The following is a 20814-nucleotide window of genomic DNA, read 5'->3' on the forward strand; positions in this document are numbered from 1 at the left end:
CCCGATCCGACCGTCCTTTCCGCCCGTCCTCTCCACCGGACCCGTTGGTGTGCCCCCCCCCTTGGGTCCCTGTTTTTTGTGTTTTGGAGCGGGCTCAAAGCCAAGAAACCCGGGCCTCAAAGGGGGTGGGGTCGCGGGCAGGGCAGGATGGGCACATGAGCGAATCCGATGTCACCGCGATCATCACCGAGGTCGAGGCCCAGGAGGCCGAGCTGGTCCTGCCCACGTTCACGAACGACGACGCCTGGCGGCTCGGCAGCTTGCTGGTCGAGCTCGCCGTCGAGCGCGACCTGCCCGTGACGATCGACATCCGTAAGGGCACGCAGCAGGTCTTCCACGCGGCGCGGCCCGGCACGACGCCCGACAACGACTCGTGGATCAAGCGCAAGGTGCGGGTGGTCTACCGGTTCGGGGCGTCGTCGTACCTGGTGGGCCTGCGGGCCAAGGCCAAGGGGTCCGACTTCAACGCCGACCACGGGCTGCTGTTCCAGGAGTACTCGGCGCACGGCGGGGCCTTCCCGGTCCGGGTCGCGGGCGTGGGCATCGTCGGCGTCGTCACCGTGTCCGGGCTGGCGCAGCAGGACGACCACGCCCTCGCGGTCGAGGCCCTGCGCGAGCTGGCCGAGGCTCCGCCGCGGGTCTGACGACCGGGCGAGAACCGGCCGCGGCGAGCGTTTGGCCGTGACGGGCCGTCGCCCGCGCGGGTCGGTCGGCCGCCGCGACGGGTCAGCGGCAAGGGCTCGGCCGCGACAGGTCAGCCACAACCGGTCAGGAGACCGTCCAGCGCTGGTTGTCCCCGGCGTGGCAGCCGTACATGATCGCGGGCGTCCCGTTGTCCGTGAGCGCGTTGGAGACGTCGAGGCACAGCCCGGTCGCGGCGTTGCGCACCGTGCCGTCCGCCTGCGGGGACCACTGCTGGTTCGCGCCGCCGTGGCAGGTCCAGACCTGGGCGGCGGTGCCCTGCGCCCCGCCGCTCGGGTCGTCCAGGCACAGCGTCCCTAGCACCCGCAGCTCCCCGGCCGCCGACGCCGTCCACTGCTGGGCCGGTGATCCGTTGCAGTCGTAGATCTGCAGGGCCGCGCCGTCCGCGGCGACGCCGCCGGGCACGTCGAGGCACCGGCCGGACGCCACGCCCTGCAGCGTGACCGGCGTCGGCTCGGGCGGCGGGGCGCTCGGGGTGGGCGTCGGCTCCGGGCTCGCCGGGGCGCTGACCGGGCTGGCCTCGGTGGGGCTCGGCACCGCGCTCGCGGAGGCACTGGCCGAGGCCTGCCCGGCGGCGTCCTGCCCGGAGACGTCGCGGCTCAGCACCCAGATCGTGCCGATCACCGCGCCGAACAGGAGCAGGGCGGCGAGCACCCACACGAGCAGGCTGACGGGCGGGCGCCGACGCGCCGTGACGTGGTCGTACACCCTGGTGCTCCTCCTTCGTCGGACCGCTCTCGTGCGTCCGCGCCGCACCCTACTCGGTCCCGCGCCACTCGTTCCCCGCGGCCGCCCGTTCCCCGCGGCCGCCCGTGGCGCTCGGTCCCCGCCGCCCGCCGGGTGCAGGATCGGGGGATGGCCGCGCACCCGGAACCGACCAGCCCGAGCTCCCAGGAACCCGAACCCACGAGCACCGCCGCCCCACGCTCCTACGTCGTCACCGGCGGCGGCCAGGGCGTGGGCCGCGCGATCGCGCTACGGCTCGCCGCGGAGGGCCACGTCGTGGTCCTCGACCTCGCCGGGCCGCTCGGCTGGGCGCACCCCCGCGTCACGCTCGTCACCGGCGACGCCGCCGACCCCGACGTCGCCCAGCGTGCCGCCGACGCCGCGGAGGCGGCGGCCCCGCTGGCCGGCTGGGTCAGCAACGCCGCGATCTTCCGCGACGCCCCGATCACGGCCCCGCCGTCCGAGGTGCTGGGCCTGATCACCGCGAACCTGGCCCTCGCGGTCACGGGCTGCCACACCGCCGTCGCGCACCTGCTGCGGCACGGGCGGCCCGGCGCGATCGTCAACGTCTCGTCCCACCAGGCGCAGCGGCCGGTGCGCGGCGCGCTACCGTACGCCACCGCCAAGGGCGCGGTCGAGGCGCTGACCCGCGCCGTCGCCGTCGACCACGGGCCCGAGGGCATCCGCACCAACGCGGTGGCCCTCGGGTCCGTGACGACGGCGCGCCACGAGGCGTACCGGCGCGAGCACCCCGGCGTCGACGCGCAGATGGCCGCCCTGCACCCGCTCGGCCGGGTCGGCACGGGCGAGGAGGTCGCCGAGGCGGTCGCCTTCCTCCTGTCGGACGCCGCCGGGTTCGTCAACGGCGCGGTCCTGCCCGTCGACGGCGGACGCGCGGCGCAGGGGGCCGATCCGGAGGCGACCTGACGTCGCGCGCCGCGGTCACCAGCCGTGCCCGACGGCGCCGCCGCGCAGCGGCGCCGTCGAGCAGGAGACCGTCAGCCGACCTCCCGCCACGGTCCGTGCCGGTCGCCCGGCTCCTGGTTGCGGGTCCACCACTTCGCCTCGTACAGGGCGCCGTCGTGCTCCACGAAGTCGCCGGTGTCGAAGATTCGTGACGCCGTCCAGGCGGCGGTGCCGTCCCAGGTCTCGGCAACCTCCTGCCACGGCCCGTACGCCGACGCGCCGGGCGTCTGGTTCTGGGTCCACCACGAGGCCTGCCACAGCGCGCCGTCGTGCGAGACGCGGTCCCCGGCCGTGTAGATGGTCCGGGCGCCCCAGGCGTCGGCGGCGGGCTCCGTCAGGACCCCGGGTCGCGCCGTGACCCGCAGGTGGTCCAGGTTGATGTTGCCCGTGTCGGCGGCGGTGTGGTGGAGCAGGATCTCGTGCCGCCCGGCCGCCAGAGTGACGAGCACGCCGGGGGAGTGGTCCCAGATGCGCCACCGGTCGGCGCCCTGGCCGAGGTTCGGGAACGACACGGGCTGCGCCGCGCCGTCGTCCACGGAGACGGACAGCCGGCGGTCCAGCGGAGCGACGACCATCCCGTTGGCGTACCGGAACGACAGCTCGACCGTGACGGGCGCCGGGGCCTCGTAGGTGAACTTCACGCCCGCCCCGACCTTTGTCAGGTCGCGGACGAACCCGGTGCCCGTGTAGCCGGGGTGCTCGGCGTTGGTGCGCGCGCCGCCCAGCAGCGTGGCCGTCTCCGCCTCACTGACCTGCTCGCCGTGCTGCGCCTCGACGGCCGCGAGCAGCGCGGCGAGGGCCGCGTCGTCGCCCTCGGCGGCGCCGATCTCCTCGGCCAGCACCCCCAGGGCCTCGGTCGTCGCCGCGGTGTCGCCCGCCCGGGCGTGCGTCACCGCCTCGGCGGCGGGCCTCCGCAGGGCGACGGCGGTCGGGCCGTCGATCGCGGAGGCGGCCTCGGCGTCGCGGATCAGCGACAGGATGCCGAACAGCCCGGCCGCGGTGCCGAGGTACGGCTCCACGATCGTGTCGATCCCGGCCGCGACGTCCGGGGGCACGGCCGCCGCGGAGGAGGTGAGCACGGCCTGGCGGACGGCCTGCGTCGCCCGGCGGACGGCGGGGAAGTCGTTCTCCCGCGCCGCGTCCAGCGCCGCCCCGGCCCGCTCGGACAGGAGCGCGGCACGGGCGGGGGCCAGGTGCTCCGCCTCGTCGTCCAGCAGGTCGGTCAGGGTCCCGTCCGGCCGCGGCAGCAGCGCCACGGAGACGGGCCGCCCGGGCGTCCCGTCCGCGCCGACGACGGCGATCGCGTTCGCCGCCCGGTAGGCGACGTCGTCGGCCGCGACGTCGAACGTGAACGTGCGGGTCTGCCCGCCGCCCACCCGGCCGGCGGCGCCGTCGACCGTCGCGCCGTCCACGGCGATGCGGGCCTGGCCGGCCGTGGTGCCGTCGTTGCGGACGGTCGCCGTGACGGTCACGGTGCCGGCCGTCGGGTCGTAGGCGACCTCCGGCGTGCCCTGCAGGGTGAACGTGCCGGCGGCGTAGTCCGGCAGCTCGGCGAGGTCCTGCGGCGTCGCAGGCCGCAGCTTCACCGCGTGCCCGCCGCCGCCCACCATGGAGGCGTCGATCGTGTCGGTCGAGTCCACCAGCGAGTGCGTCACCTCGACGGCGGTCGGGTTGCCCTTCCAGGACGCGTCCCCGGCGTCGGCGTAGACGTCGGCCACGTAGGTGGTGCCCTCGTCCAGGAAGGTGAGCGGCACCCGTACCGTGCGGTCGTTCTCGTCGGTGACCGACCCGAGGTACCAGGTGGATCCGCTGCGCCGGGCCGTGACGGTGTGGTCGCCGAGCGCGGCGTCGAGCACGTGGGACTCGTCCCACGCCGTCGGCATGTCCTTGAGGTACTCGAAGGCCTGGGTGTGCTCCGCGTAGTTCTCCGGGGTGTCCGCCAGCATCTGCAGCGGGCTGGAGAACGTCGGGTAGAGCGCGAGCTGCGCCGTCGTGGTGGTCTGCACCCGGGTCTTGAGGTTCGCCGGGTCCCAGGTGACGGCCAGGACGCCGGGCGTGTAGTCCGCGGGCCCGCCCATCCAGCGCGTGAACGGCAGGATCGTCGCCTGCTCGGGCGGGTTGCCGCTCGCGCCCATGTAGTTGTGCTGCTCCATGCCGGCCACACCCTCGCCCGTCATCATGTTCGGGTAGGTGCGCGACAGGCCCGTCGGCTTGATGGACTCGTGGGCGTTGACGGAGATCTGGTGCCGCGCCGCGGACTCGACGACCCGCTGGTAGTGCCTGACCGCCTCCTGGTCGTAGTGGCTGCGGTTCACGCCGCCCAGCTCGAACCGCGTGGCGTACCCGGTCTTCAGCGCGTGGATGCCCCACTCCTGGTACTTGTCGAAGATCTCGTCCATGTGCGCGTCGTAGTAGTCCACGTAGCCGCGCGTCTCGTTGTGCGCCATGAAGCCGACGCCGTTCTCCTTGGCGTAGGCCAGCACCTCGTCGATGTCGACGTCGGCCTGGGGCGTGACGAAGTCCTGCCCCTTCCACTCGCCGCCCGCGTTCTGGTTCCAGCCCTCGGCCAGCACGTACTTGGCGCCAGCCTCGACGGCGAGGTCCACGTACTCCTTGATGCGCGCGGTGGTGGCGCCGTGCTTGGGCCCGGCGTTCCACGTCGTGTCGCGGCGCTGGAGCTCCCACCACACCCCGACGTACGTGCCGGGGTCGATCCAGTCGGTGGTGTCCGCGGTGCCGTCGTCGTCGGAGTCGACGTCGCAGATGGCGCACGGCGCGTTGAGGTTCTCGATGAGGCGGGAGGCCGCGAGGTCGCCCGCGCTCCGGCCGACGGTCAGGGTGCGCCACGGCGTGCTGAAGCCGTCGGCGTCGACGTCGATCACTGCCTTGTCGCCGTTCGGCAGGGCGATCAGGTCCGAGACCAGCGTGCCCGGCGTCGTGCCGCGCACCACCGTCATGCTCGGGAAGTCGATCAGCGCCGCCTCGTGCACGGTCAGGAACAGCCCGTCCGCGCGGGACGCCGTGATCGGCGTCTGCGCGGAGGCGACGTCGGGCAGCGGCTGCGTGCGGTAGTGCTGCTCGTCCGCGCTCCACCGGATGCCCGCCGGGATCGAGTACGCCGTCAGGTCGGCGGGCAGCGCGAACTGCGTCTTCTCGCCGGACACCACGACGCCTTCGCCGAGGCCGTCCTGCTCCGGGAAGGCGTAGCGGAAGCCCACGCCGTCGTCGAAGACGCGGAAGACCACGTCGAGCTCGACGCCCGAGGCCTCGTGCACGGCGTGCACCGTCAGCTCGTTCGCGTGGTTGCGCACCCGCGCGTCGTTGCCCCAGGCGGGGGTCCAGGTCTCGTCGACGACGGCGCGGTCGGTGGACTCGACCGTCAGTCCCGTCGTCAGGTCGACCGCGGGCTCCCGCAGCGTCAGGCCGAGGCCCGACGGCGCGACGACGGTCGTGGTCCCGTCCCGCACGACCTCGTACGTCAGGGTCCCGTCGACGACGTCGACGGTGGCCTCGATCGACCGGTCCGGCGACGACACCATCCAGCCGTCGAGGACGCGGGCCGGCTCCTGGGTCGCCTTCTCTGCCGACGCGGGGGCGGCGGGCGTCGGGGCGGCGAGCGCCGTGGGCGCGAGGGCGGCGGGCACGACCAGCGCGGGCACGAGAAGCGCCAGCGCGGTGGCCGCCACGGCGCGGGACGGCCGGCGCCCTGGCCCGCCTCCCGGTCTGCCGCTGTTTCGGTTGCCTGAGGGCAGGTGCACGTTCTCTCCCGGACGTCGATGTCGGCGGCGCCGGATTGCCTCGATGCAGACCAGCGGCAGGAAAGAGTTTTCCCAGCCGCCCCCGTGCTGTCAAGGCGGCCCCGGCGGCTTTCACCCTCCGTCGGCCACGACCTCCCGCACCCAGGTGTCGCCCTCCGGGCGGAAGCCCACGCCGCGCAGGTACGCGTGCGCGCCCGGCGCGGCCTGCGGCACGACGACGCGGTCGAACCCCTTGGCCGCGAAGATCCCGCTGCGCCGGTACACGAACTCGCCGGGCGTCAGGTCGCGGAACCGCATGGACACCCAGTCGAGCTCCACGACGCCCGCGCCGTCCCCGGCGTCGCGCACCTCCACCACGCCCACCGTCTCGTCGCCGCGCTGCACCAGGAATGCCGAACGCTCCTGGCCCGGCTCCGGCTGCGCCACGAAGCCCGGGGCGAAGGTCGCGATGTCGGCCGCGTGCGTGCGCAGCACGTGCAGCAGGTACGCGTCGTCCGGCGCCACCTCCACCACCTCGTAGACGGCGGCGTCGTGGCGCTCGCGGGTCAGGCGCCGCAGCCAGTAGATGTTGATGAGGCTGATCGCGGCGTTCATCGCGAAGAACGGCCAGATCCCGAGGATCGCGTTGTACGTGGTCGCGATCAGGGAGCCGGTCAGGTTGAGCCAGCGGAAGCGGAATACCCGCGCCTGCGTGAGGGACAGGACGACGAGCGCGGAGCCGACCCAGCCGGCGATCTCGAGCCAGGGGAACATGCCCTGACCCTAAGTGGGCAGGGGAGTTTCGGCGGCAATGGACCCTGTGCGGGCTGTGCGGGCACGGCCCAGGCACGTCCCGGTCCGGCAACCACTACGCTCTGGCCGTGCAGAATGTCTGGCTTGCCCCGAGCCCTGGTCGGTTCCTCGGCCTCCTGTGGCTCGTCGGCAGCGGATCGCTCTTCTCGGTGACGGGGCACGAGGAGCGCGCCGAGGCGGCAGAGCAGCATGTCCTGGTCATCGAGCCGGGTACCGCGGTCGACGAGGTGGCGCGGATCAGCGCCGAGCTCGACGCGACGACCCGCACCGCGCGGGTCCGGTTCCGGTGGTCGAGGGTGGCCAACTCGCTGTGGTGCGCGTTCCCCGTCGTGCTGATCCTCGTCGGGGCGTGGGCGAGCAACACCGCGATGCCGCCGACCGATCCGCTCCAGGACGTCGCGATCCCCGTCACGGTGGTCTACGCGGTCGTCACCGGCTTGTTCGCGATCGTGTGCGACCGGTACACGCGGCGGTCGGTGCGGCAGATCACCGAGTTCGAGGCGCCCGGAGTGGTGCGCGTGACGGTGCCGGGGCGGGACAGGTTCCTCGTGCGGCTGATCGAGCAGGCGGGTCGGCGGACGGCCGCCGAGCAGCGGCAGCTCAGCGAGCTGCTGTGGCGGTTCGCCGATGCGGACCGGACCCGCCGCGAGTACCTGGAGACGACAGAGGCGTTCGACGACGACGAGTTCGCGCCGCTCCGCGCCCGGGCCGAGGACGCACGGCGTGACCTGCGGGCGTGGGCAGGCGAGCCGGCGACGGCCTGAGTCGTGCGCGCAGGACCGGCGGGGTCACCAGGACCAGCCGCGGGAGCTGAGCTCCAGCTCCTCCCGCAGCCGCTCGTCCGCCGCGGAGCGTTCGCTCGCGCGCAACGGGTCCGCGTCGGTCGGCAGGTCGGCGAGGCGGCAGGCTTCGCGCAGCAGCGCGTCGTAGGCGTTCTGCACCGCGAACCAGTGGTGGGCGCGGGCGTACAGGCCGGGGTCTTCCTCGACGTGGCGCAGCTCGGCCGCGAGCTGGCCCAGGCGCGACTGCAGCCGCAGGGTCACCAGCGGGTCGGGTGCCGGCTTCTGGCGGGTCAGGAAGGTCCAGCCCATGGGGTGTCACCGCCACGTCGTCGTCGCGGAAGGGGTACCTCTCCAGCGTAGGTCCGCGGGACCGGGACGGCCATCCCGGCCCCGCGGATTCCTGCTGGGTTTCCTGCCTCGCGGGCTCCTGCCCGTGGTCAGTCGGAGTAGCAGAGGTCGCCCTCGCACCCCGCCCGCACGTCCGAGCCGTGCACGCCCATCACGACGGCGCCCCCGGTGTCGCTGTCGCCGATCTGGGTGTTGACCGGACCCGTGCCGCCGATCACGACGTTCGAGTCGTCGTACGTGACCACGTTGCGGTCGCCCCGGCTCCGGATCGAGACGTCGTCGAACCCGTCGGCACCCACCACGAGGGCGCCGTTCCCGGTCGCCGACGACTCGCCCTCGTCCGTCACGGTGGCCTGGCCGGACGTGGTGGGGCCTGACGTCGTGGGCCCGGGCGCGGGCGGTCCCAAGGGCGGTACCGCGGGACCCTCGTCCTCCGTGCCCTCCTCGGCGCCGGCCCCGGGCTCTTCCTCCTCGCCCTCCTCTTCCTCGCCCTCCTCCTCGTCTCCTTCGTCCTCCTCCGTGTCCTCGGCGTCACCCGAGTTGCCCGACCGGACGACCGACCCGGTCACGTCGACCGCGTTGAGGCCGCTGGAGTCGGTGTCGCCCGTGTTCGCGTTGATCCGGCCGTCCCGGCCCAGGAACACGTTCGAGTCGTCGTAGGTGACGATCTGGTCGCTGCCGACGACGCTCACCGAGTGGTCCTCGAAGCCGCTGATCGCCATGGAGCTGCCCGGCCCGTACCCCAGGAGCATGCCGCCGAACGAGTCGTTCTGGTGCGTGCCCGCCGTGGCTCCGCCCTGCGCCGTCGACGCCGCCGGAGACGACGCGGGAGACGACGCCGGAGACGCAGCGGTTGGCGGCGCCGAAACGCTCGACTCGCCGGACCGCAGCCCCGAGCCGTCGGAACCGAGCGCGAGCACACCGCTGGAGGAGACGGCGCCGGTGTTCGCGACGAGCCGCCCGTCGGCCCCCACGTAGACGATCGAGCCGTCGGCGGCGAGGACCTGATAGCTGACTCGCCGGTCCTGCGGCGAGGCCGCCGGAGCCGGTTGCCGACCTGTCGGCACCACGATCACCCCGGTGGGCGGGTCGCCCGCGGCGGCCGCCGGCGCCGGCGTCGTCGGCGTGGCACCGGGAGCTGCCTGGACGACGGCGCGCGTGCCGGACGCGGAGGGGACAGACGCGGCGGCAACGGGAGCCGTCGCACCGCCCGCCGACGCTCCGCCCGTTGCCGCAGAACCACGCGCCGCCGACGGCTGGGCCCCGGCCGTCGTCCCGGGTACCGCCGTCGTGCCTGAACCGTCCGGTGCAACCATGAGCACGACCGGCGGCGCGGCCGCCTGCGGCGTGGTCACGTACACGTCGCCCGCCCGCGCGGGGGTGGACGGCGTCGGGGCGGTCGCCGCCGCGGGCGCCGTCCGGACGGCGCCGCCCAGGACGTCGTGCGCGACCCAGGCGCACATCCCGGCGACGGCGACGATCACCGCGCAGGCCTGATAGCTCAGGCCGCGTGGCGCGCGGTTCTTGTTCCGGCGCTTCCTGTTCTGGTGCTTCTTCTTGTTGCGGCCGTTCGAGGTGGACATCCCGTTCTCCTTCCAGCCGCGCGAGGAGCGCCGCCGGTGGGACCTCGTGCCGGACCGGCATGCCGGTACCGGGTGTCGGTGGCTCGCAGATCGCGGGAGTCCGGCGATCGCGTGGCGGGTCGGGAGACCGTGCGCCGCTCGCGGTCGAGTTGTGCGACAGTCACGCCCGGGCGCGAGACGCGCGGGCGTTCCACGGGGCCCACCGCGCGGTCGGCGTCCTGCGTCCGGCCGCGGAGCCTCCCGCGGGAACGGACCGGGGTGCGCGGGCGGGCCGACGGCGGCAGGCCGCCGGACGGGCACTGCCGCACTGCCCGGTGCTGTGGCACCTGCGACGATACGCCGGCGTATCCGGCGCCGCCCCCGTGGGGACGGGATTCACCCGCCCCCACGAGGACGGGTGAATCGGCTAGACTGGGTGCAGACTTCCGGCGCGAGAGTGCCGGCGGGATCCGAATGAGACAGCGGATCGAGCGGCCCCGAGGCATCCACAGCCACGGGGCCGCTTGTTTTCGATCGCGTCCGGGCGGCTCAGCCCTGCGGCAGCACCAGCTCCCCGTCGACGCGGACCGGGACGACCGGCGCGCCGTCCCGCAGCTCCGGCGGCAGGGCGTGCTCCGGCGCCTGCTGCCAGGCGAGCGGGCGCAGGAACCGGCGGATCGCCGAGGCGCCCACGGACGTGTGCAGCGAGTTGGTCGACGGCCACGGCCCGCCGTGGTGCTGCGCCCAGCTCACGGCCACCCCGGTCGGGTAGCCGTCGAACAGGACGCGCCCGGCGCGTGCCGCGAGCGCGGCCCGCGCGACGGGCAGGCCCAGGTCGGCGGCGTCGCCGGTGAGGATGCTCGCGGTGAGCGACCCCTCCACCTGCTCGACGACGGCGATGGCCTCCGCCTCGTCCGCGTACCGCACCACGACGGCGAGCGGCCCGAAGCACTCATCGACGAGCCGGGGCGTCAGCTTCCCGGCCGGGACCTCGAGCAGCGCGGGCCGCGTCGTCGTCCCCGCCCCGGCGGGCCCGCCCGCCTCGGTGTCGGGTGCGGTCCCGGGCACGCCCTGCGCCCGGACGACGGCGTCGCCGGCCCGCGCCGTCAGCCCGCGCCCGTATGCGTCCGCCATGCCCGCCGTGAGGGCGGGCAGGGCCGGCGCCGCGTCGATCGCCCGCGCGAACGCGTCGATCACCCGGTCGCCGTCTGCTCCCGCCGGCACCAGGACGAGCCCGGGCTTGGTGCAGAACTGCCCGCCGCCCTGGAGCACGGAGGCGGCCAGCCCTGCCCCGTACTCGTCGGCCTTCTCCCGGGCAGCGGCCGGCGTGACCAGCACCGGGTTGATGCTGCTCAGCTCCCCGTAGAACGGGATCGGCGCGGGACGCGCCGCCGCGGCGTCGGCCAGCGCACGCCCGCCGGCGAGCGACCCCGTGAACCCGGCCGCGCGGATCGCCGGGTGGGACACCAGCGCGACCCCGGCGTCGAACCCGTGCACCAGCGCGAACGTGCCCTCGGGCGCGCCGGACTCCGTGACCGCCCGCTCGGCGAGCCGCGCCACGCGTTCCGACGTCGCGGGGTGCCCCGGGTGCGCCTTGACGATCACGGGGTTGCCCGCGGCGAGCGCGGACGCCGTGTCGCCGCCCAGCACCGAGAACGCGAACGGGAAGTTGCTCGCCGCGTAGACCGCGACCGGGCCGAGCGGCACCAGCATGCGGCGCAGGTCGGGGCGCGGGCCCATGGGGGTGGGTCCCGCGTGGTCGATCGTCGCCTCCAGGTAGGCGCCGTCGCGCACCACGCGGGCGAACGTGCGGAGCTGGTAGGCGGTCCGGGTGAGCTCGCCGCCGAGCCGGTCGGGGCCGAGGGCGGTCTCGCGGTCGGCCTCCGCGACGAGGGCGTCGCGGTCGGCGTCGAGCGCGTCGGCGAGCGCCTCCAGGAGCGCGGCTCGCCGCTCGCGCGGCCAGGCGGCGAGGCCAGGGGCCACGGCGGCGGCCCGCCGGGCGACGTCGTCGAGGCGGTCCGGGGTGGTCTCGACGACGTCGAGCTCCCGGACCGCGCCGGTCCGGGCATCCCGGCTGGTCACGAGGCTCGCACCCGGCACGGGGTGCGTCTCAGGCGTTGTCACATCCATCCCGTCGACCCGTCCCTCCGCACCGGGACCTTGCGCTCCCAGTGCACCCAGTCGTCGTGCGCGAGCGCCGACTCGTCGATCTCGATGCCCCAGCCGGGCCGGTCGGGCCGCAGCTCCAGGTGCCCGTCGACCGGCACGTACGGGTCGTGGCACCAGGAGACCTCGTCGAACTTGTACTCCAGGATCGAGAAGTTCCAGGTCGCGGCCGCGAAGTGCACGTTGGCCGCCGTCGCGAGCGGCCCGAGCGGGTTGTGGGGTGCGACGGGGACGTCGTGCGCCTCGGCGAGCGTCGCGATCTTGCGCAGCTGCGTGAGCCCGCCGACCACGGCGATGTCGGGCTGGACGATGTCGGCGCCCTGCACGGCCAGCAGCCCGAGGAACTCGTTCGGGGAGTACAGCGACTCGCCCGTGGCGAGCGGCACCGTCATCTCCGCGCGGATCCGGCCCCAGGCGGGCAGGTACTCCGGGCGGATCGGCTCCTCCAGGAACATCGGCTCGTTCGGGGCGAGCGCCGCGGCCAGGTCCACGGCCTGGCGCGGCTCCCAGAGGCAGCCGTGGGCGTCGAACGCGAACTCCCACTCCTCGGGGTGGCTCGCGCGGATCTCGCCGAACCAGTCGCCCAGCTCCCGCGCGACCAGCCCGAAGCGGGACCGGTGCAGGTCGCGGCGGTAGGGGCTGAGCTTGAACGCGTCCACGCCGTGGTGCTCGTGCAGCGCGGCGGTGCGGTCGCGCAGCTCGGGCACGTCGGGCGCGTCGTACAGGCCCGCGTAGACCCGCACCCGGTCGCGGACGGCGCCGCCGAGGAGCTGGTAGACGGGCACGCCGAGCCGCTTCGCGGCGATGTCCCACAGGGCGTGGTCCACCGCGGCGATGGCAGCCAGCCCGAGCGCCCCCTGCGGGAACCGGGCCGACTGGTGCAGGAGCTGGTTCACGTATGCGACGCGGGAGGCGTCGATGCCCGCGATCTGGTCCGCGAGGTACTCGATGATCGCCGGGTAGGCGAGGTCGGGGCCGTGGTTGTAGATCTCGGCCCAGCCGTCGATGCCGTCGTCGGTGGTGATGCGCAGCAGCACGCGGGGACGGTTCCCGACCCGCTGCAGGTAGGTGGTGAGCCGGGCGATGTTCGTGCCGCCCGTCGTGCTCGTCGTCATACCGAGACCTTCCAGTCGTCGAGGATCCGCGTGATGGCGGCGCGGTCGGGCTCGGCCAGGGTGGTGCTGGGCGGCCGGACGGACCGGTCGCACAGCCCCATCTGGTGCATGGCCTCCTTGACCACGGAGACGTTGTCGGCGGACCGGTCGCGGGCCCGGAGCTGCTCGAACTCCCGGATGCGGCGCCAGACGCCGGCCGCCCCGGCGGCGTCGTCGTGCCGGAGGGCGTCCAGCAGGTCGAACGAGACGTCCGGGGCGACGTTGACCAGGCCCGAGGTGAACGCGCGCGCACCGGCCTGCCACGCCGACGGCGCGTACGACTCGGCCAGCCCGGCGATCCAGAGCAGGTCGGCGTCGGTGTCCTGCACGGTCTCGGCGAAGGCGACGGGGTCGGGCACCGAGTACTTGACCCCCACGACGTTGCCCGCCTGGTGCGCGAGCGCCGCGACGTCCGACCCCCGGATGGCGGGGGAGCTGACGTACGGCAGGACGGCGAGCCCGGGCACGGCGTGCGCGACGGCGGCCACGTACTCGACCCAGCCCCGGCGCGACATGTAGGGGAGCACCGGCTGGTGCACCATGACGGCGTGCGCGCCGAGCTCCGCGGCCGCCCGGGCCTCGGCCTGCGCGGTGGCGGGGTCCAGCCCCACGCCCACGACGACGACGGCGCGGTCGCGCGCCACCTCGGTGACGGTCCGGGCGACGTCGGCGCGTTCGCGCGGGGTCAGGGCGTAGAACTCGCCGGTGTTGCCGTTCGGGGTGATGGCGCCGAGGCCCGCCTCGACGAGGCGGCCGGCGAGCTGCCCGGTCAGGGCGAGGTCGACACCGCCGTCGGGCGCGTAGGGGACGACGGGGATGCCGACGACCGTCCTCAGGCGTTCGACGACGTCGTGGTGCCCGGTCATGATGCTCCGTTCTGCTGGGGACTGTTCTGCTCGGGTCCGGCGTCCTGCAGGGCGCCGGCCTGCTGTTCCACGGGCTTGATCTGCACCCAGAGGCCGTAGATGGCGGCGCTCACGAGGCAGCTGACCGCGGCGAACACGAGCGGCCAGAGGTAGGAGCCGCCGGACGCCGTCAGGGCCAGCCCGATCGCGATCGGGCTGATGAGGTTGCCGAGCTGCGAGCCGAAGTTCTGGAAGCCGGCCAGGGAACCGACCCGCTCGGGGCTGGGGGAGACCTCGGCCGGCAGGCTGAGGATCGCTGCCCCCGCGAAGGAGTGCGCGGCGCTGGAGACGGTCAGGACCACCATGAGCACCACGTTGCTCTCCACGAACGGGCTGAAGCCGATGCATGCGCTGAGCACGAGGCCCGAGATGATCGGCACCTTGCGCGCGACGTTCGGCGACAGGCCGGAGGCGAGCATCCGGTCGGAGACGATCCCGCCCAGCACCGTGGAACCGATGCCGATGACCGCGGGCAGGGCCCCGACCATGCCGAACTCCGCCTCGGTGAACCCGCGCTCGTTGAGCAGGTAGCTGGGGTACCACGTGAGGAAGAACGCCCCGGCGAGCGACCGGAAGACGTAGCCGAGCATCAGCGCCCAGGTCTGGTTGTCGCGCAGCAGCGCGCTCCAGCGCACCGGCTCCCCGGTGTGCCGCACCATCTCGGCCTGGTCGGAGCGGATGTGGTCCAGCTCCTCGGCGTTGACCTTCTTGTGGTTCTGCGGCGCGCGGTAGATGGCGAGCCAACCGACGATCCACAGCAGCCCGACGCCGCCGATCAGGACGAACGTCCAGCGCCACCCGGCGAAGACGGCGATCGACGTGACGATCGGGATGGAGAGGGCCGAGCCGATCTGCTGACCCATGTCGAACAGGCTGGACGCGAAGGCCCGCTCGCGGCGCGGGAACCAGGTGGAGACCACCTTGATGTTCGCGGGTTGCACGGGCGCCTCGCCGATGCCGAGGCCGAGCCGGAAGACGATCAGGCTCGTGACGCCGGTCGCGAAGGCCGTCAGCGCCGTCCAGACCGACCACCAGCCCACCGCGATCGGGTAGATGACGCGCGGGCCGAACTTGTCCAGGAGCCAGCCCGACGGCACCTGGAACAGCGCGTAGGTCCAGAAGAACGAGGACAGCAGCACACCCTGCACGGCAGGGCTGATGTGGAAGTCCTCCGAGATGAACGGCAGCGCGACGCTGAGGGCGGCGCGGTCGAGGTAGGCGATCGTGAGCCCGAGCGCCGAGAACGCGACGATCGTCCAGCGCATCTGGCTGCGTCGCGCCCGGGCTGCGACGGGCGCAGGCTGCTTTGTACTATTGAGCATCGTTGCTCCTCCATCGAGTGACGTGCGTGCTCCGCCATGGAGCACTCGTTCCAGAGGTGCGGCCCGGGAACTTGGCGGTGAACGGGCTGCACCTCGCTTGCGTCGCCGCGCGTGCCGACGCCGGGCCCACGGGCCCGCCGGCGCTCGCGGCGCGGGTCCTGCGGGTCAGGCGGTCGCACCTCCCTGGTGGAGCCGGTCGAGGAAGCCGGCGATGTGCCGGCGGGTCAGGTCCGCGGCGAGGTCGGCGTCGCCGGCCTCTGCGGCGGCAAGGATCTGCACGTGCTCCTGCGCCTCGTCGCGCCAGCTCGGCTGCTTGGCCCAGGTGGTGACGGCGGCGAGCGCCGTCTGGTCCCGCAGGCCCTCCAGCATGCCGGTCAGGATCGTGTTGTCGGCCGCCGCCCACAGCGTCGCGTGGAACGCGCGGTTGGCGAGGCTGCGCTGCGCCGGCGCGGTCACCTCGGCGGCCCGCTCCAGCGCCGCGCGCGCGGCGGCCGTGTCCATGCCGCGCTGCACGCTGCGCCGGGTCGCCTCGGGCTCCAGCAGCAGCCGGGTCTCGTAGATGGCGACGGCATCGGCCTGGGACAGCTCGCGCACGCGCACACCGACGTACGGCCGCACCACGACGAGTCCGCTCAGCTCCAGGGTCTTGAGCGCCTCGCGGACCGGGGTCTTGGACATCGCCAGCTCCTGGGCGAGCTCCGCCTCGACGAGCGCCTGTCCGGCGGCGAGGCGTCCGCTGAGGATGCCCTCCTTGATGGTGGCGAGCGCGTGCTCCGTCCGGGAGGGGAGGGAGATCGGGGCGGGGGGCGTCGTCGGCACGTCGTACATCATATATGACGGGCGGGAGTGGTCGTGAATTGAGCTGGGCACCCCGGGGCGGGTCCTGGGACGCTCGTGCCATGAGCGACGACGGCATGACCCTCGACCTGGTGCGCGACTTCCTGCGGGACGTCGAGCGGCGGCAGGCCGAGCGGGTCGTCGACCTCCCCGGCGGGTTCGCCGTGCTCAGCCCGCGCTACGCCGCGTCCCACGACCACAACAAGCTCTGCCTTCGCGGCGCGGTCGCGGCGCCGGACGCGCTCCGGCTCGCGGACGACGTGCTCGGCGGGGCCGGCCTCGGCCACCGGCTCGTGGTGGTGGACGACGACGACCTCGGCGCCGCGTTCGCCGGACCCTTCGAGCAGGCGGGGTACGCCCACGACGTCGAGCTGGTGATGGTGGAGCGCGGGGCGCTGCCGGCTGCGTCGCGCCGTCCGGTCGCCGTCGAGCCGGTCACCGCCGACGACCTGGCGGACATGGAGCGGCGCGACTGGCGCGGGGCCCTCCCGGGCGCGTCGCCGGAGGCGGTCGAGCAGCTCGTGGGCCGACGTCGGGCCCGGACGCTCGGGGCCGACGGCGTCGTGTTCCTGGCGGTCCGTGACCCGGAGGCCGGGCCCGCCGGCGGCGTCGCGAACGGGGCCGCGCCGCGGGGGATCGTCGCCCGCGCCGACCTCTACCTGGACCCGGCCCGCGGCCTCGCGCAGATCGAGGACGTCATGACCGACGCGGCGCACCGCAACCGCGGGTACGCCCAGGCCCTGCTCGACGACGCGACCCGGCGTGCCCAGGAGGCCGGCTGCGGCACCCGGTTCCTGCTCGCCGCGGCCGACGACTGGCCCCAGGTGCTCTACGGGCGCCTCGGGTACACGGTGATCGGGAGCCGGCACCTGTTCGCCCGGACGGCCTGAGCCCGGGGCGTGTCAGACCCCGTCCGTAAACTCCCGATATGCACATATATGAACGGGAAATGGCGGGTCCGGACGCCGACGGCGCGTCGGCCCTGGTCGCCGCGGTGGGGTACTGCCTCGCGCCGCTGAAGGTGTCGCAGGTGTCCGACCCGGCGGTCGAGTACGTGGTGCATGGTTCTGGACCGGGCATCCTGGAGCGCCTGCGCGAGCGGCCGGAGGGCGCGAAGCTGATCGCCGAGCCGGACGGCTACCACCCGAAGGAGCAGACGGCGGCCGTCGCCGACCTCCACCCCGGATGGACCCGGCAGGACGCCGACGCCGCGCGGCGCACCGTCTACCGGACCGCGCCGGTCGACGTGCTCGCCCGGTTCGGGCAGGTGCTGCACGCCGTCTTCGCCCGGGCCGGTCAGGGCGGCGAGCCGTCCTGGCTGCTGATGCTGGCCCACGACGTCGCGCGGGTGAGCAGCGCCAAGGATGCGGCGGACGCGGCGGACGCGGCGGACGCGGCGGACGTGCGGCTGCGGTGGACCCCCGACGTCGTCGAGGAGGTCGCCCGGGCCAGCGGCGCGCCCGGCCGGTCGGCCGAGCACGCCACCCTGTCGGCGCTGCTGTACGGGGACCACCACCACGGGGTGAACGCCCGCCGCGAGCTGCTGGAGAGCGACGCGGGCGCCGCCTTCCTCGCCCGGCACACCGACGCGCTCGCGGAGGTCGCCCGAGGGCTCGATCTCTACCTCCGGCGCCAGGTGGCAGGCCTGTGCGGGCGCGGCCCGCAGGCGCACGCGGACCTGCTCGCCGAGCTGGCCGTGGACGCGGACGCCGGCGTCCGCGTGGAGGCGCTGGCCGCGCTGTCCCGGCTCGACGGGCCCCGGCAGATCGAGGTGCTGCGGCGGCACCTGCGCACGGCGCCGCCGGACCGGCTGCCGGACGCCCTCGCCCGCCTGGCCGACCTCGACGGGGGCGTCGTGGCGATCGAGGAGGCCCTGACCGACGGCGCGGCCGACGGCGCGGCCGGCGGCGCCGCCGGCGGTGTCGGCCCGCTGGGCCCGGAGCGGGAGCGGTTGCTGCGCCGGGTCGTCCTCCGCGTGCGGGTGCTGCGTCCGGCGCGAGCCGACTCCGTGCCCCCGGTCGTGCTGCCCCAGGACGCGAAGGTAGCGGAGGAGCTTCGGGCCCTGCACGCCCTGCCGCCGGTGAGCAGGCCGGGCGACTGGGGTCCCTGGCACTCCATCGGGAACCAGCTGGCGCGGATACCCGACGTGCGGGCCCTGCGGGACGCGCGCCGCGCCACCGGCTCGGCCGACGCGGACCGGTGGGCCGCGGAGCTGCTGGTCACCCGGACGGGCCGCCGGGGCCGGAAGATCGGCGCCGTGCTGACGCCCGAGGACGCCGAGAGCTGGTGGCCGCTGTTCGCCGAACGCCTCGACCTCGCCGACGAGTACCTCGACGGCGGCGACGGGAAGCGGCACCCGGACGAGGAGGCCGTCGACACGAGGACGATGATCCTGACGATCCTCGCCAGGTTCCCCGCCGTCCCCGAGCCGCTGGTCCCGCGCCTGACGTCGTTCGCGCTGGCCGCGGACCGCCACCGCCTGGCCGCCCGCCGCGTGCTCGGCGGCCACCCCGGCGCTCGGGCCGCCGCGCGGGCGGCGCTGTCCGACGGCGACGCGACGACGCGGTCGTCCGCCGCGGAGTGGCTGGTGGAGCTGGGGGAGCCGGGCGTGGTCGGACCCGAGCCGGGGTGGGACTTCGGGCCGGGTGTGCTGCCCGCGTCGGTCCGGAACCTGCCCGCGTCCACGCTGTCGTGGCTGGACCGGTTCCGGGAGCAGGCGCTCGACCGGGGCGTCCCGGCGGACGACGTCGACCGGTGGCTCGGGCTGGCGCGCCCGACGCTGCGGACGGCGCCCGACGGCGCAGGCCCGGTCGTCGGCCGGCTCGGCGGCCCCCTGATGCTCCCACCGGACGCACCCACGCCTGGCACGGTGTACGGCCCGGACCGCACCGACGAGTACCAGCTCATCGCGACGCTCGACCTGGCGGCGATGGCGCCGGGCGCGACCGATCTGGCGCTGCCGCCCGACGGGCACCTGCTCCTGTTCGCGAACGTCGAGCTGGAGGACGAGCTCCTGGCGGGCGGCGCGGTGTACGTCCCGGCGGGCACGCCGGTCGAGGAGCGCGAGGCTTCGCCCGACTACGAGCCCTACGAGTACGACTCTCCCGAGGACCTGGACGAGGCCCTGCGGCGCACCGGCGACCTCCGCCTGGTCCCCGGTGTGTCCCTGCCCTCCTGCCCGCTCGACGCCGAGGCCGGTGCCGAGCACCCCCACGCGGAGACGCTGCAGGCCGTCTGGTCCGAGCAGTCCGACGGGGGCGGCGAGTGGGAGCTCGGCGGCCACGCCTACGACTTCGACGGCTACGGGGACCCGGCCGCCGGGTCGGCGTTCCAGGGGCCCGGCGAGGGCTGGTCCCGCCCGTCGGACTGGGTCGTGCTCGCGCAGTGGGTCGGGGTGCCGATGGGGATCCTGTACTGGACGATCACCCGCCAGGACCTCGAGGTGCGCCGCTTCGACCGCGTCGTCGTGCAGATGTACGCGAACCCCTGACCTGCTCGTTCGATAGAACACGTGTTCGAGTAGAATGCTGTCATGTCCGTCCGCGAGGCCACGATCCTGCACGCCGACCTCGACGCGTTCTACGCGTCGGTCGAGCAGCTGCTGGATCCTGGTCTGCGCGGACGGCCGATCGCCGTCGGGGGCGGGCCGCGCGGAGGAGTCGTGCTCGCGGCGTCGTACGAGGCCAAGGCCTACGGGGTGCAGGGCGGGATGCCCGGCTGGCGCGCGGCCCGGCTCTGCCCCGACCTCGTCTTCGTCCGGGGTCACTTCGGGGAGTACCAGCGGCTGGCCGACGCCGTGATGGACGTCCTGGCCGACGTCACGCCGATCGTCGAGCGGATCTCGATCGACGAGGCGTTCCTCGACGTGTCCGGGGCGACCCACCTGTTCGGGCCGCCCGCGGCGATCGGGGCGCGGATCCGCGAACGCGTCCGTGCCGAGGTGGGGCTCCCGATCTCGGTCGGCGCCGCGCGGACCAAGCACCTCGCGAAGATCGCCTCCCAGGTGGCCAAGCCGGACGGTCTGGTCGTCGTCGACCCCGGGGCCGAGCGGACCTTCCTGGACCCGCTCCCCGTCAGCCTGATCTGGGGCGTGGGGCCCGTCAACGAGCAGCGCCTGGCGGACCTCGGCATCAAGACGATCGGTGAGCTGGCCCGGACGCCGTCGACCGCGGTCGAGCACATCCTCGGGCATGCCGTGGGGCACAAGCTCAGCGCCATGGCGCAGGACGAGGACCCCCGCCGGGTCGTGACCAGCCGCCGCGCACGTTCCGTCGGGGCGCAGTCGGCCCTGAGCCGGCGTCGGCCCGAGCCCGACGACGTCCGGGCGGTCCTGGCGCACCTGTCCGACCGGGTCTCGCGGCGGCTGCGCGCCAAGGGCCGCGCGGGGCGCACCGTGACGGTCGCCGTGCGGTTCGCGGGCATGCAGCGGGCGACGCGGTCCCTCACGCTTCCGGTCCCGATGTCCGCCACGCTCACCCTCACCGAGGTCGCGGTGCGGCTGGCCTGGTCCGCGATCGACGACGCCGCACCGTGCGAGATCACGCTGCTCGGCGTCTCCGTCTCGAACATCGCCGACCAGTCGGCGGTCCAGCTGGAGCTCGACCTCGAACCGCCCGACCCGTGGCGTCCCGGCTCCGCGCCGGGCGCGGCGCGGGGCGCCGTCGACGAGTCGATGGACGCGATCCGCACGCGGTTCGGCGGCGACGCCGTCGGCTACCTCCCCGTGGTGCTGCGCCGCGGCGGCGCCGTGCCCGACGAGTTCCGCGAGCTCGCCGAGCACGACGTATGAGCACG

The 20814-nt window shown here is 74.6% G+C and carries 16 protein-coding genes; 6 read left to right on the forward strand and 10 right to left on the reverse strand.

The features are described 5' to 3' along the window. Positions 1-155: 155 nt before the first annotated feature. Positions 156-644, forward strand: a complete 489-nt coding sequence (locus tag ACFV9Q_RS19075; protein WP_377227262.1) for a heme-degrading domain-containing protein — start codon at positions 156-158, stop codon at positions 642-644. Positions 645-768: 124 nt separating this feature from the next. Here ACFV9Q_RS19075 and ACFV9Q_RS19080 read toward each other — a convergent pair whose 3' ends face one another. Then, on the reverse strand, positions 769-1410 hold the full coding sequence (locus tag ACFV9Q_RS19080; RefSeq protein WP_377235683.1) for a ricin-type beta-trefoil lectin domain protein: 642 nt from the start codon (positions 1408-1410) through the stop codon (positions 769-771). Positions 1411-1557: 147 nt separating this feature from the next. Between ACFV9Q_RS19080 and ACFV9Q_RS19085 the strand changes: the two genes are divergently transcribed. Then, the gene (locus ACFV9Q_RS19085; RefSeq protein ID WP_377235684.1) at positions 1558-2355 is read left to right on the forward strand and encodes an SDR family NAD(P)-dependent oxidoreductase; all 798 of its coding nucleotides are present in this window, start codon (positions 1558-1560) and stop codon (positions 2353-2355) included. 71 nt (positions 2356-2426) lie between these two features. Here ACFV9Q_RS19085 and ACFV9Q_RS19090 read toward each other — a convergent pair whose 3' ends face one another. Both ACFV9Q_RS19090 and ACFV9Q_RS19095 read right to left on the reverse strand, forming a co-directional pair. Continuing rightward, entirely contained in the window at positions 2427-6080 is a 3654-nt protein-coding gene (locus tag ACFV9Q_RS19090) for a glycoside hydrolase family 97 catalytic domain-containing protein (RefSeq protein ID WP_377235685.1), read from the reverse strand. Between the two features lie 183 nt (positions 6081-6263). Continuing rightward, positions 6264-6905 (reverse strand): hypothetical protein, encoded by a 642-nt coding sequence (locus ACFV9Q_RS19095; RefSeq protein ID WP_377235686.1) that lies wholly within the window; start codon positions 6903-6905, stop codon positions 6264-6266. 107 nt (positions 6906-7012) lie between these two features. Between ACFV9Q_RS19095 and ACFV9Q_RS19100 the strand changes: the two genes are divergently transcribed. Beyond that, positions 7013-7708 (forward strand): hypothetical protein, encoded by a 696-nt coding sequence (locus ACFV9Q_RS19100; RefSeq protein ID WP_377235687.1) that lies wholly within the window; start codon positions 7013-7015, stop codon positions 7706-7708. Positions 7709-7732: 24 nt separating this feature from the next. On the opposite strand, the gene ACFV9Q_RS19105 is transcribed toward ACFV9Q_RS19100, so the two are convergent. The 7 genes from ACFV9Q_RS19105 to ACFV9Q_RS19135 form a co-directional block, all read right to left on the reverse strand. Then, positions 7733-8035: a hypothetical protein gene (locus ACFV9Q_RS19105; RefSeq protein ID WP_285104465.1), complete on the reverse strand. Its 303-nt coding sequence runs from the start codon at positions 8033-8035 to the stop codon at positions 7733-7735. A 128-nt stretch (positions 8036-8163) separates the two neighbouring features. Further along, positions 8164-9657, reverse strand: coding sequence for a hypothetical protein (locus ACFV9Q_RS19110; RefSeq protein ID WP_377235688.1), 1494 nt, complete (start codon positions 9655-9657; stop codon positions 8164-8166). 528 nt (positions 9658-10185) lie between these two features. Further along, a complete protein-coding gene (locus ACFV9Q_RS19115) occupies positions 10186-11760 on the reverse strand; it encodes an aldehyde dehydrogenase family protein (protein WP_377235689.1) in 1575 nt (524 codons plus the stop codon). Next, a complete protein-coding gene (locus ACFV9Q_RS19120; protein ID WP_377235690.1) occupies positions 11757-12917 on the reverse strand; it encodes a mandelate racemase/muconate lactonizing enzyme family protein in 1161 nt (386 codons plus the stop codon). Before ACFV9Q_RS19120 ends, ACFV9Q_RS19115 begins: the two co-directional genes overlap by 4 nt. Then, entirely contained in the window at positions 12914-13822 is a 909-nt protein-coding gene (locus ACFV9Q_RS19125; protein WP_377235691.1) for a dihydrodipicolinate synthase family protein, read from the reverse strand. The genes ACFV9Q_RS19120 and ACFV9Q_RS19125 overlap by 4 nt, the downstream gene beginning before the upstream one ends. Next, a complete protein-coding gene (locus ACFV9Q_RS19130; RefSeq protein WP_377235692.1) occupies positions 13819-15183 on the reverse strand; it encodes an MFS transporter in 1365 nt (454 codons plus the stop codon). The genes ACFV9Q_RS19125 and ACFV9Q_RS19130 overlap by 4 nt, the downstream gene beginning before the upstream one ends. A gap of 165 nt (positions 15184-15348) precedes the next feature. Beyond that, complete coding sequence (locus ACFV9Q_RS19135) at positions 15349-16011, reverse strand: GntR family transcriptional regulator (protein WP_377235841.1); 663 nt, start codon at positions 16009-16011, stop codon at positions 15349-15351. A 71-nt stretch (positions 16012-16082) separates the two neighbouring features. Here ACFV9Q_RS19135 and ACFV9Q_RS19140 point away from each other — a divergent pair, with 71 nt between their 5' ends. The 3 genes from ACFV9Q_RS19140 to dinB are packed head-to-tail and all read left to right on the forward strand — an operon-like array spanning position 16083 to position 20809. After that, entirely contained in the window at positions 16083-16910 is an 828-nt protein-coding gene (locus ACFV9Q_RS19140; RefSeq protein WP_377235693.1) for a GNAT family N-acetyltransferase, read from the forward strand. A gap of 59 nt (positions 16911-16969) precedes the next feature. Continuing rightward, the gene (locus tag ACFV9Q_RS19145; protein ID WP_377235694.1) at positions 16970-19510 is read left to right on the forward strand and encodes a DUF1963 domain-containing protein; all 2541 of its coding nucleotides are present in this window, start codon (positions 16970-16972) and stop codon (positions 19508-19510) included. 42 nt (positions 19511-19552) lie between these two features. After that, the gene (dinB, locus tag ACFV9Q_RS19150; RefSeq protein WP_377235695.1) at positions 19553-20809 is read left to right on the forward strand and encodes a DNA polymerase IV; all 1257 of its coding nucleotides are present in this window, start codon (positions 19553-19555) and stop codon (positions 20807-20809) included. Positions 20810-20814 lie beyond the last annotated feature (5 nt).

It is taken from the genome of Promicromonospora sp. NPDC059942, assembly GCF_042731755.1.
Taxonomy (GTDB): Bacteria; Actinomycetota; Actinomycetes; order Actinomycetales; family Cellulomonadaceae; genus Promicromonospora.